Origin of the sequence: Rhodococcus sp. DK176 (assembly GCF_038447315.2) — a bacterium.
GTDB lineage: Bacteria > Actinomycetota > Actinomycetes > Mycobacteriales > Mycobacteriaceae > Rhodococcus_F > Rhodococcus_F jostii_A.
Genome location: NZ_CP118321.2, coordinates 5,851,854 through 5,864,326, shown reverse-complemented (window position 1 = coordinate 5,864,326; position 12,473 = coordinate 5,851,854). Strand labels below are relative to the sequence as shown.

Genomic DNA, 12,473 nt, shown 5'->3' with positions numbered 1-12,473 from the left:
TGCAGAGGAAATCGTTACGGTGACCCTACTCGCAGTCCCAGCTCATTCGCAGCGCTCGTGCGGCGGGTACCCATGCCACCACCGAACAGGAACATGACGGCGCTTACCCTTACTCTTTGACAACCGGAACAGACACGGACACTGGAGGATACGACAGGTTGGCGCAAGTCCACGAACTTCGCAGAAAACGGGAGTGCGGCAGCGGAAACCCTCGCCACGACACGACCGGCAGTAGTCCTGCGCATGCCCTCCGCGACTGGCAGTTCAGCTACGCGACCAGAAACCTTATCCTCGATAGCTAGGAGCAGACCTGAATGGACGCGAAGTCGCCCAACAACTCCCACAGCGACGGTTCGATACCCGCTGAGGCGCCGACGGCGCCGCGCCGATGGACCGTCCGCCGGCGCATTCTGACCGGTGCAGGCGTTGTCGCCGTCGCCGTCGGCATATGGATCGGCTTCTCGGCCTGGCAGGTCCAGCACAACCTCACAGGCGCGCGGGACAACGCGCAGCTCGCGAAGGATTCATTGCTCGACGGCGACACGGCGGGCGCCCAGCGAGCGGCGGCCGAGGCCTGGGAACGGGCTGAGGGCGCACAGGACAACCTGCACTCGGTCCCGTGGAGTTCCCTGGCAGCCGTGCCCGGTCTCGGAGCCCCGTTCGAATCGGCGCAGCAGATGTCCGACGTCGTGGTCGGGCTCACTCGCGACGTTCTCACACCCGCGGTCGACGTCGGCGTCGCGTTGTCACCCCGGGATCTGATCGGCGAGGGCGGCAGCGTGCAACTCCAGCCGCTGCGCGACGCGGCCCCGGCGCTGCAGGAGACGTCGACTGCAGCGCGGAACCTGGCAACTCAGGCGCAGCGTATTCGAGGCGCGGGATACCTGGGCCTCGTGGACGATGCGCGGACCGAGCTACAGAATCAGACCGACGACGTGGCAAAACTTCTGGAAAACACGACGATCGGCGCCAAAGTACTGCCGGCGATGCTGGGCCTCGACGGACCGCGGAGCTACTTCCTCGCGTTTCAGACCAACGCGGAGGCACGCGCCACCGGCGGACTCGTCGGCGGTTACAGCGTCATCCGCGCCAGCGACGGAAAGCTGGGCATCGAGAAGCTCGGCAAGAACACCGAAGTGTCCTACGACAAGCGACCTCTCGACCTCGGCCCCGACTACAAGAGCATGTACGGCAACTACAATCCGTCGGTCGACATCCGAAACAGCAACCTGAGCTCCCACTTCCCGTACGCCGGCCGGATCTGGCAGTCGATGTGGGCGCAGGAGTCGGGTGAGCAGGTGGACGGAGCAATCGCGACGGATCCTGTGGCACTGAGCTACGTCCTTGCCGCCGTCGGCCCGGTCACCCTGCCCGATGGGGAGGTCGTCGATGCCGGCAACGTCGTGGAACTGACCGAATCCACCGCGTACACCCGATTCATCACCGACGAGGCCAATTACACCGCCGACAACGCCGACCGCAAGGAATACCTGCAGACCATCGCCGGGAAAGTCGTCGAGAAGATGACCGGCAAGATCGAATCACCCCAGCGACTTCTCGACGCGGTCGGGAGGGCCGCCGGGGAGCGACGCATCGCCGTGTGGAGTGCGCATCCGGAAGAACAGGCGATTCTCGCCGAAACCACGCTGGGATACACAGTTCCCCAGGATCCCGCCCCGTACGCAGGCGTCGTGATCAACAACAACGGCGGCAACAAGCTGGACTACTACCTCGACCGCGAGATCGACTACACCGCCGGCGCTTGCACCGGTGACACCCGTACGACCGCCGTCACCGTGCGGCTGACCAACAACACCCCGGACACCAAGTTTCCGCGCATCGTCGCAGGCACTTTCAAGGACAAGCCGCTGCCATACGGGACCAATCTCGCCATGGTGTCGCTACTGTCCACCAACGGCGCGACCCTGACGAAGGCGAGCATCGACGGCAGGCAGGCGTTCGCCATTCAGGGAAAGGAGCTGGGTCACCCGATCTTCACGGTCCCCGTCACCATCCCGAAGGGCGCGACCGTCGAGTTGCGATACGAGCTGAACGAGCCCACTGCACCGGGTGCGGCGCGAGTGCCGGTCCAGCCGCTCGTCGATGATCCGAAAGTGACCGTCAATGCGCCAGTGTGCGGTGGATGATCCTTTCGTTCGTCGGTTATGCACTACCCGCGCACGAATCGAAGGAACGTGATGAGCGAGTCGCAGGTTTCCGTGATAATAGTGACCTACAACAGCGAAGCCGTCATCGGCGATTGCGTTCGCCCACTGTCCCGACAGGACGGAATCGAACTCATCGTGCTGGACAACGCATCCGCGGATCGCACGCTGGCGGTTCTCGCTGAGGAAGCGCCGGACGCAGTCGTAGTCAGGAACGAGGAGAACGTGGGTTTCGCCCGGGGTGTCAACCGTGCGGCACGCCATGCACGGGGGCGAGCGATACTGCTGCTCAATCCCGATGCACGCATCTCCCCTCGAGACGTACTCGCTCTGGCGACAATCTTCGACGAGTCGCCAAATGTCGGGATCGTCGCACCGACACTCAGTCAACCGGCCGGACGCCTCCAGATCCGCGAAGGCGGCAGGGAACCCAACGTCGTCAGCGTGTTCAACCACTTCTCGGGCCTTTCACGGCTATCGCACAGACATCCTCATTTCGAAGGTCTGTATCTCCTCCATTCCCACGATTTCGGAACGCGCGAGCTGGATTGGGTATCCGGGGCCTGCATGATGGTCCGCAAGCAGACATGGGACGAATTGGGCGGACTCACAGAAAGATGGTTCATGTATGCGGAGGACCTGGAGTTCTGTCTCCGCACACGGCAACACGGCATGCGGATCATCATGAGTGCCGAACAATCGGGAACCCACGTTGTCGGAGGCAGTACAGGCCCCAACGCATCGAAAAGGCCGAATCCTGCATGGGTGATCAATCTCTACGATTTGTACAAGTGGAAGATGGCCCAGAATCGTGTGCAGAGCGTGATGTGGAAGGCCTCCGTCGCCGCTGGCCTACTGTCGAGATCGGTGGCGTTCTACGTGAAATCGCTCGGCTCACCGGAACGGTCAGTGCTGTGGCGGTCCGAGTCGCACAAGTTCCTCTGGTACACCCGCTCACTTCTCGCGCAATCCAGCAGAATCGATGAGGTCACGGCATGACCGGTCCGAATCCGCGAATCCTCGTGCTCTGGGCCGATCGGGAGTCGACGAATCTCGGCCTTCGCGCTCTGGCGGAGGGAACAGAGTCGATAGTCGAACGGAGATGGCCGAACGCCGAATTGACCTTCCACACCCAGGACAGCGACGACACCCCACTCAGCAAGCGACGCGTGCTCCGGGACGTCTTCCGCTCACGCGGACCGATCAAGCGGGAACTCTCCCGATACGACGCGATTCTGGACACCGGCGCCGGCGACAGCTTCACGGACATCTACGGGCTTCGACGCCTTATCTTGATGGCCTATGTACAGCGCGTCGCCGCACAGTTGCGAGTACCGACCATTCTAATGCCCCAGACGATCGGCCCTTTCGACAGCAGACTCGGGCGGATCATCGCGACGAGATCCCTCCAACGGGCCACCAGCGTGTTCGCCCGCGATCCAGTCAGTCTCGAGTATGCGAAACAGCTGGGAAGGCAGTCGACGTCCGAGTCGACAGACCTGGTGTTCGCGCTGCCGCGTACAGAACACACCGCCGATATCGAGCGGGACGTGGTGATCAACGTCTCCGGGCTTCTCTGGCACGAAAATCCGCACGTCGACTACGAAAGCTATCGTCGATCCGTCACAGCCCTGATCGATGGGCTGCTCCAACGCGGTCGCAGGGTCGCCCTCCTAGCCCACGTCCTCGATTCGACTGTGACAGATAACGATGTACCGGCAGTCCGAGAACTCGGGAGGCACTTCGGAGACTCGGTCGAGATCCTCGTTCCGGACTCCCTGACATCGGTTCGCGGCATTCTCGCCACGGCCGATGTGGTCGTCGGTGCGCGCATGCACGCTTGCCTCAACTCGCTGTCCGTGGGTACGCCGGCGATTCCCTGGGCGTACTCGCGCAAGTTCGCACCGCTGATGGATGCGCTGGGGTGGAACCTGCACGTCGATCTGAGAACGACCACGGATCCAGCTCGCGAGACCCTCATCCTCATCGACTCGACGGACTTCACCGTGGCACGCAACCGGGTGCTGCAACTCCTTGTCGGGACCGATTCGAGAATGGACGAACTCGGTGCCACCCTCGGCGACATCGGTGTCGGTCAGACAGCGCTGTGATCGATGTGGCCCTTGGTCACGACAGTGAAGGCTTGAGGGAGGTCACCGGCGTGAAACAGCAACGACGTGGCACTCAATCGGAGGGCACGCACGCTCGCTAGGGTTGTCAACAGCCAGCCCGCAACAGACGCCAGCGCCGCCCCTGCGCCGCCCAGAGCAGGTCCCAGAACGAACATCAATGCGACGCTCAGGCCCAGTCCGACTAGCTGCGCGGCGGTCATGAGGACACCTTTGTCTTGCGCCACAAGCATCTGTGACGCAACATAGTTCACGGCTAGAAGGACCGATCCGCACAGACAGATCAGAGTGATCGAAACCGAACCCCGGAAGCCCTCACCAAAGATGAGAGGAATGAGCAGGGGCGTCGTACATGCCAACACCACGACAGGCACGATAGCGGTCAGGGCGGTGATACGAATCGACAACGCCGACAGGCGCATATTCGCCTCCCCTACCGAGGCAGCGGCATCCCGGAACATTACGGACGCAATCGTGTGCCCCAGGGTCATCGGCAAGCTCGCAACTGTTATCGCGATAGCAAACAATCCCGCATCGTGAGCCCCGATCGCGACCACTGCGATGATCTGAGGAAGCGTATTCGACGCGGTCTCTGCCGCTTGACTCCCGGAAAAGGCAATGCTTTCTCGCGCCAGTGGACGAAGGCGCGATCTCGGTCCACGCGGCGATATACGCGTGAGATACACCCCCATGAGGGTGGACAGAAGTGTGCTCGCAGCCGCACAGACAAGTATCCACGGCAGGGTCAGGCTTCCGAGAATCCATCCGAGGGCGACTCCGAATGTAAGTGCAACTGGTTGCGTCGATTGCAGAAGCGCGATAGCGCCGTACCGCCGGCCTCCGATCAACACGCTCTGAAAGCAGAGTGTTGCGATGAATCCAACGGAACAACCCATCCCGAAAATGAACGCCCTGGCACTGTCGGGATCGAGTTCAGTGACGACATACCGCTCGATCAGGAAGCCAACCGCAACTGCCACCGGAACCAAGAACGGCAGAACAAGGTATACGGCACGTAGCGTCGCGTCAGGAGCACCTGTCGACGCACGCCGGCGCACGGCAAGCGGTAGCCCCATCCCCAGAACTACCGGCGCGAGAACCGTGGCGGCGAAGCAGGCCGAATAGAGGCCCCGCCCTGCGGGCCCCAACTCTCGCGCGATCACCGGAGCAGTGATCAGGGGGGAAAGCTGGACGATCAGTCGTGTCACCGCAATGATGCTCGGCGACTGGACAGCCGCCGAGATTTTCATCCGCGCATCGCTACCAGTTACCATCGCCGGGCCCGTCGAAACGTTCCGGCCGCGGCACGCAGGGTTCTGGCCGGTGATCGCAACGCCAACCACCACAGGCGGAAGCCGCGATACCGGGGCGTCGGATGTCCCGCAAGCCTGCTTCCCGCTAGACGTCCCAGCAGGGTGGCACGCCGAACCACCTGGAACGGTTGTACAGCCGCAACATCGTCTGGATCGACGGCGCGGACCGAGATCACGCCTTCCTGAGCGGCACGCCGGATGACCTCCTCGCCTCGCCTTGTCCTCGCGATCAGAACGCTGAGCCCATCCTGATCGGTGAAGTCGGGGTAGCCCTTGGCGTCCGCGCGCCAGAAGTCACCGGCAGAGATATCCGCGCTTTCGCCGACGCCGTCCGGACACAGCTTGCAACGCTGCTGGACGGCCGGCCCGAGATGCTTCCCCCACGAGTCGTCATAAGTCGTCCGAACCGAGTTGCCCCGTGCATCCTCCGCGTAGAAGTCGCCTGGCCAGCCATGCCCCCGGTATCGCATTGCTGCCAACTCTGTGTCCTCGTCCACGCCGAGCTCGCGGATCAGGGAGTCGGTCGCGTGCTGACTGGGTACACCCGCGCAGAAGAATGAAAGCAGCAGCGGAGGCTGTTGATCGCGGGACTTCGCAAGCGCTCTCAGCGCGGCTATCTCGCAGGGCTTCCCGACGACCGCTGACCCTGGATTGTCGATGTCGGCCACCGCCGCATTCGCAGTGGGTGCATACCGTGACCCTGCGGCCCGGACGACACCCGATCTCGTCCGGACTGCAATCGATTCGGTCCTCGCAGGACCCGACTCCGCGGCGGCAGCGACGACGACACTGTCGATCTGCCCGGTGGCGAGCAACCATTCGTTCAGGGCCGTGAGGGTGCCACCACTGCTTCCCTTGAATCGGATGTCCTCGTCAAGTGCGTAGGCCTCCCAGATCGACACTATCGGGCCCAGGAAATCGTGACGGGTGGCATCGGCTGGACGCTGTGCCTGCACGGAAATACCGGGACACGACTGGCGGAACTCCGCCAAGGCTGTCGGGTCGGTTTCCGACGAATCGGACGAGCTCATACGGGGACGGATGAATCCGTTGTCCGCAAGTGCCAGGGCAACGTCCTTGTCGAGTTGCGCACATGCCCCACAACCGGAACAGTTTCCGCGTCGCACGACCTCCGCGATCTCGGCGTGCAGGAGGTTCCGGTGCATGAGTCAGAGTCCCTTCATCGCAGTGGATGCCGTCGCGGAGCTGTCGTCGTCCCCGTGCGCGGCGGAATCCCCGTCGACATTCGTCCCCTCATCCTCGTCTGTCATCGGACGGATCAGCGACGCCATGATGATCCAGGTAACGCCGAACCAGAACATGCTGGTCATCGTTGCTGCGGCGGCAAACGTCACCACGACCGCGTAGGCAATCGGTCTTCTCTGCCACGGCACGTGGCGCAACACCGTGACGACGAGCCCCACCAACAACAACAAACCGACGATGCCCACGTCGTAGAGTATTTGCACCGGAAGCATGATGATGTGGCCGGGAACTCCGGGCGAGCCTGGCTGGTCGTGGCGCAGACTGAATGTGTTGGTGCCGTTGCCGAGCCAAAGGTGTACTCCGTGCATGTCTTCGGCGGCAGCCTTCGCTACCTCGATCCTGAAACCGATGTTTCCGCCCTGAAAGTCGATGTCACCCAACTTCCCCGACGGCTCGAGTGCCTCCGCAGTGGAGGACGACGCCGTCGCTGCCGGTTCTGCCCGCCCGACATCCTCACCGAAGGCGGGAAGGAGGGTTGCAGCGCCGTAGCCGACCGCAATCCCCACGATCACGAGCACCGGGCCGAACCACAGCCCTGTGCGTTGCCGACCGTTCTGATGCGAGCGCACCACTTCGTACGCGAGATAGACGATCAGACCTAAGACCAGGCAGAAGACGGCAGTGCGCGTTTGTGAACCGATAACTCCCAGAGGCACAGCGACGGCAGCGGCGATCATCCAGAGTCGGTTGCGACCCTTTCGCGCCACCAGGAGAAGCGTCCACAACACGAGGATCGACGCATAGATGTTCGCTTCCTGCGACGTCATGCGCGCTACGTAGACCTGGTACATCCCGTCGAAATCCGTACCAGGTGTGAAGCCGCCGTGTGAAACGTTGGCGACGATGAACGCGGCGAATCCTGCCAGTCCCCATGGAACGACCCAACGTATACCTGTGTTCTCAGCCCATATCGCGCGCGTGCCGAGCGAGATGATTCCCGCGAGCAGCAGTAGATCGATGACAAACCACACAAGGATCGACGCACTCTTTCCGAGGCTCGGAGAGAATATCAGCGTGGCGACGACATTCCAGGCGATGAACGCACCGAAGACGAGCACCACCGGATGTGTCAGGGCGCGGAAGAAGTCGGCCCTGGTCCGCGCCCACGCAATCAGCCACCCTACGAGGAGTAGCGGGACCACCTGCTCGACGCGGACGTTGTAACCGGCTATCGCCACACCGTAATGGCCGAGGAAGGAGGACACGACAACAGCGACCACCAGCGCGAGGGTCACCAACTCATGCCTGTCGCGCTCGTGGACGAGAGTGCGCCAACCGGCGACACGTCGAGGTTCAGTGGACTGCGCAATCATCAATCAAGGTCCTTGGAGATTTGTCGAACAACTCAAAGAGGATCAGCCGATCGCCGCGAGGAGAGACTCTTCGTAACGTTGGCAGACATCTTCCCAGGTGTAGTAGTCGTACGCCCGTTGGAGCGCCCGATCTCGCATTACCTGCTGGCCTGCCGAATCGGCGATAACGTCCTTCACCGTGGTGACGATCGCCGAGGATTCGGCCGCGACAAATCTTCCTGCGTCACCGAGTACCTCGCGGTTATACACGGTGTCCCGGGCGACGATGGGTGCTCGGCACGCCATAGCCTGAACCAACGCCGGATTTGTTCCACCCACACTGTGACCGTGAAAGTAGGCTCCGGCGTTCTGCCATAGTGAGAACAGTTTTCGGTCGTCGCTGACGTGGCCCATCCACGTGATCCGTTCATTTCGCTGCGCCAGGGCGCGCACCTGCTCATCCAACTCGCCTCCGTACCCCGATGATCCGACGATGACGACGTCGCGATCGCGACTCAGGACTTCTGCAGCTTCGAAGAACTCGACCACGGTGTTTTCCGGAACGAACCGTGCCACCATCAGTACGTACTTCTTCGGAGTGAGTCCCTCGACGGGGGGAAGCGGAGCGACGAAGTCGCCTCCGTACGGTATGAAATCGCCCTCACGTTGGAAGTCGTTTTCCCACCGACGCTTGATTTCGAGGGAATCGACTACCAAGCGCGTCGCGTAACGCGCCGTGAGGGAGGCACCGGTGCGAAACACCTTCTTGGCGCCCTTTCCCCACTTTGCGCGCTCCCATTCGATCCCATCCACGTTGACGACAGTGGGAATTCCACGTGACTTCAGCGCAGGGAGCCAGAACCCGTTCGCCACGTTCAGAACAAGGGCAACGTCGGGCCTTTTCACCGCCGCATCCAGGCAAGATGTCAGCCCGTAGGACAGCGTGCTGAGCGAGCGCGATTCGAACCCGAGCGTGTTGCGAACAACGACTCTCCTGTCGCGGGCGGGATCGGTAGGGACCGTTGCGCCCGGCCGTGAATAGACGGTGACATCCCACCCTTTCTCCGCGAGGCACGGAGCGAGACGCCGGATCAGGGTCTCGAAGCCGCCATAGTAACTCGGATAGCCCCTCGTACCGATGATTGCAACCGAACGGCCCACTGACGTCATTGAACTCCTGCTCTTCCTGTCGAAACCACACTGTTCACAAACAAGCGGTCGGTACTACGTGCTGTCGGCTAGTTCCGCGATAGCAGTTCTGATGGTTTCCACGGTGAAGTCCCAGTCCCCTGTTATTCGACATTCCGCACCCGGCGGCGTCGTATATCCCCGTTGATGCCTGGCTGGGGCCAACAAATCGGTGATCGCGTTCGAGATCGCCGAGACGTCGTTAGGATCGACATACTCCGCAGCTCCGCCGAGATTCTCTCGGAAGACCGGTATGTCGCTCACGAGAACGCGCGCGCCGAAGTACGCCGCCTCCACCGGCGGCAGGCCGTATCCCTCACCGAGAGACAGGAAACAGAAGAGCGCGCAGTTCTCATAGAGCCACCGCAACTCGTCATCCGGCGCGAATTCGACGAACATGACTGCACCCGTGGCCACCCCCGACCTGACCACACTGGACTCCGAGAAGCGGCCCGATCTCTGACCGACAACGACGAGGGGAAAATGCTCTGAGATTGCACCTGATTCGATCGCGGCGGCGATGGTGTTCTCCAGATTCTTGCGGATATTCAGTCGGCCTACAGTCAGCAAGAACGCGTGGGACTTCAATCCGAACGATGGCTTTCGCGCAGGAGCGGTCAGAAGTGTCGTCGACAGCCCAAGGCCCGTCACAGCCACTTCCGACGAGAGGGAGTTGTACGCGGCTACGCGCTTCGCCTCGTGTTGCGTAGTGGTCATGACGAGGCCGGTGCGTTTCGCGAGGATCGGAATTGCCGAGAGGTAAAGTCGCTCGATCTTCGTGAACCACTCAGGGTTGCTCTGGAAGAGAACGTCATGAACGAGAACCGCAGCGCTCGAGGTCGGTGCACCGAAATTCTGCAGAAACATGGCGTCGAAATCTCGCCCTGACTTGAGGTAGAGGGGAAGCTCGATCGCGTTGATTGCCGGATGCCGTCTCATTCGCGTCGAAATACGCTCGACTCCCGCAGGCAACTCTGCATCGGAGTCACTCCACTTGGACGGAATCGCAAGAACAAGTTCATCGTCGGGGAACACCGCCCGCCATCTGCTGACGATCTCCCGCAACACGAGCCGGTTCGAATACGGGCCATCGACCCACCAATAGGCATCGACCAGGATTCGCATTAAAAGATCACCAGCTTTCCCGTGTCGATCTGCCTCGAAACACATCTCGAGATAGGCACCGCATCATTGACGTCCTCGTCGTGGATCAGTACGCGCCGTCACTCGCCACCACAGCCTTCAGGGTCTTGGCGATGATCAGCATGTCGCCGACCATCGACCAGTTCTCGACGTAGGACAGATCCAGACGCACCGAGTCCTCCCACGACAGGTCCGAGCGCCCGCTCACCTGCCACAGGCCGGTGACACCGGGCTTCACCAGGAGTCGGCGATGCACCTCGCTCTCGTAGGACTCGACCTCGACCCGCAGGGGAGGTCTCGGTCCCACCACACTCATTTCGCGTCGCAGCACGTTGATGAACTGTGGCAACTCGTCGATGCTGAACTTGCGCATGACTCGGCCGACACGGGTGACACGCGGATCCTCTCGCAATTTGAACAGAACTCCGGCACCGTCGTTGCGCCCGCTCAGGGTCGCGCTGTGCTTGTCGGCGTCATCCACCATCGACCGAAACTTCAGCATCGGGAACGGCCTGCCATCCATGCCCATTCGTTCCGACTTGTAGAACACAGGCCCTCGACTCGTCGCCTTGACCGCCACCGCTGCAACGACCATCACGGGACTCGTCAACACGAGCGCAACAGTGGCAAAGAGCAGGTCGAACGACGTCTTCCCGAATCGCTTCGCGCCGTGATAGCGCGGCTTCTCCACGTGGATCAGAGGCAGACCCGCGACAGGTCGCATCTCGAGGCGCGGCCCGGAGACGTCCATCATTCCCGGAGCGACCACCATGTCGACGTCCAACTGCTCGAGGTCCCACACCATTTCACGAAGCCCGTGATGGCCGAGATGCTCGGTCGCCGTGACCGCGACGGTGTCGGCACCGGATCGCTCGATCGCATCGACGACGTCGTGCTCGTCGCCGAGTACCGGAATCGATCGTCCGTCCACGGTGATCGTGTCGCCGGACGACCGGTAATGAGCTGGGACACATACCCCGACCACGTTGTACCCGTCCGCTGTTCCACGGTCGAAGCTCCTGGCGAGGTTGCGCACGGAGTGTTCGCCTCCGACGACCAAGACGGATGTCTGGCACAGCCCGCGAGCACGCTTGCGGGCGAGGACGCGCCGCCACATCCAACGGGTCAGCAGAAGACCGAGTAGACCCGTGGGGAATGCGATTGCCAGGTACAGCCGTGCCAATTCCAGCTGCAGGAGGAGCGCTGCGATCGCAATGAGCCCGAACAGTCGTAGCGTCGCGGTGGCGATGCGTCGATACTCCTCCGGGCCACTCCCGACCACTCGTGGGGATCGCACGTGAAAGACGGCGAGCATGGCGAGCCACGACGCCACGAGAGCGACGGAAATCAGGCCGTAGCTCACATTGCTCAGAGTGCGCGAGTCGACAAGCGACCCGGGGCCTCCGAAGCGCACCCATTGAGCCAGGGCCACCGCTGCCACCACGACGAGGGTGTCGGTGAGGAGAATTCGCCTGATGTACACGGCCAGCCAGTGTCGGCGTGCGACCCCTCGGTGCGCTGGAACCGCCGCAACGCTGTGAACAGCTGAAGATCTGTCCACAGTCGAGTTGAACGTCGCCATGCATCCCCTCCACTGTCGAACCGACCGTCGGCAGAGTGTGATGGTCGAGTCGGCCGTTTCACGACAGCGGATCTCCGGACGCGGACAGTGCCGTCGTCACCAACGAGAAAAAACCAGAAGTGCCCCGAGCACCGCCATGTAGATAGACGACATCGAACATTCACAACGAGTGTGGACGCTATCAGCGCGATTCCGTCCTGTCTCATCCGCACCGGCGACATGAGACCGTGCGGTCTGCACTAAATACGGACTGAGCAGCGGTTATTCGCTCCTACATTTGGTTCGGGGACAGTCGTTTTCGGCAAACTGACCACAGGTGTTCGGGCAGAAGGATTTTCACGCAGTCAAGTCCGCATCGGGGTGTCTGCGCACACTCGAGGTCCTTCCAGAACTCG

The 12,473-nt window shown here is 61.9% G+C and carries 9 protein-coding genes; 3 read left to right on the top strand and 6 right to left on the bottom strand.

Features of this window, described 5'->3' with window-relative positions:
• Positions 1–314: 314 nt before the first annotated feature.
• From PSR88_RS27415 to PSR88_RS27405, 3 genes are read left to right on the top strand one after another with little or no spacing between them, the layout of a single operon-like run.
• On the top strand, positions 315–2,147 hold the full coding sequence (locus PSR88_RS27415; protein WP_016883637.1) for a DUF4012 domain-containing protein: 1,833 nt from the start codon (positions 315–317) through the stop codon (positions 2,145–2,147).
• 51 nt (positions 2,148–2,198) lie between these two features.
• Positions 2,199–3,164 carry a glycosyltransferase family 2 protein gene (locus PSR88_RS27410; RefSeq protein WP_029539540.1) on the top strand — a complete coding sequence of 322 codons (966 nt, stop codon included), beginning with the start codon at positions 2,199–2,201 and terminating at the stop codon, positions 3,162–3,164.
• On the top strand, positions 3,161–4,276 hold the full coding sequence (locus PSR88_RS27405; protein ID WP_016883639.1) for a polysaccharide pyruvyl transferase family protein: 1,116 nt from the start codon (positions 3,161–3,163) through the stop codon (positions 4,274–4,276). The genes PSR88_RS27410 and PSR88_RS27405 overlap by 4 nt, the downstream gene beginning before the upstream one ends.
• Here PSR88_RS27405 and PSR88_RS27400 read toward each other — a convergent pair.
• The 6 genes from PSR88_RS27400 to PSR88_RS27375 form a co-directional block, all read right to left on the bottom strand.
• Positions 4,261–5,544: a lipopolysaccharide biosynthesis protein gene (locus PSR88_RS27400; RefSeq protein WP_016883640.1), complete on the bottom strand. Its 1,284-nt coding sequence runs from the start codon at positions 5,542–5,544 to the stop codon at positions 4,261–4,263. The genes PSR88_RS27405 and PSR88_RS27400 overlap by 16 nt on opposite strands.
• A 17-nt stretch (positions 5,545–5,561) precedes the next feature.
• Positions 5,562–6,638, bottom strand: a complete 1,077-nt coding sequence (locus PSR88_RS27395; RefSeq protein ID WP_342338555.1) for a Coenzyme F420 hydrogenase/dehydrogenase, beta subunit C-terminal domain — start codon at positions 6,636–6,638, stop codon at positions 5,562–5,564.
• 138 nt (positions 6,639–6,776) lie between these two features.
• Positions 6,777–8,186, bottom strand: a complete 1,410-nt coding sequence (locus PSR88_RS27390) for a membrane protein (protein ID WP_029539541.1) — start codon at positions 8,184–8,186, stop codon at positions 6,777–6,779.
• 42 nt (positions 8,187–8,228) lie between these two features.
• On the bottom strand, positions 8,229–9,335 hold the full coding sequence (locus tag PSR88_RS27385; protein ID WP_037197515.1) for a DUF1972 domain-containing protein: 1,107 nt from the start codon (positions 9,333–9,335) through the stop codon (positions 8,229–8,231).
• Between the two features lie 54 nt (positions 9,336–9,389).
• The gene (locus PSR88_RS27380; RefSeq protein ID WP_016883644.1) at positions 9,390–10,478 is read right to left on the bottom strand and encodes a glycosyltransferase family 4 protein; all 1,089 of its coding nucleotides are present in this window, start codon (positions 10,476–10,478) and stop codon (positions 9,390–9,392) included.
• Between the two features lie 85 nt (positions 10,479–10,563).
• Positions 10,564–12,078 (bottom strand): sugar transferase, encoded by a 1,515-nt coding sequence (locus PSR88_RS27375; RefSeq protein WP_016883645.1) that lies wholly within the window; start codon positions 12,076–12,078, stop codon positions 10,564–10,566.
• Between the last annotated feature and the right edge of the window lie 395 nt (positions 12,079–12,473).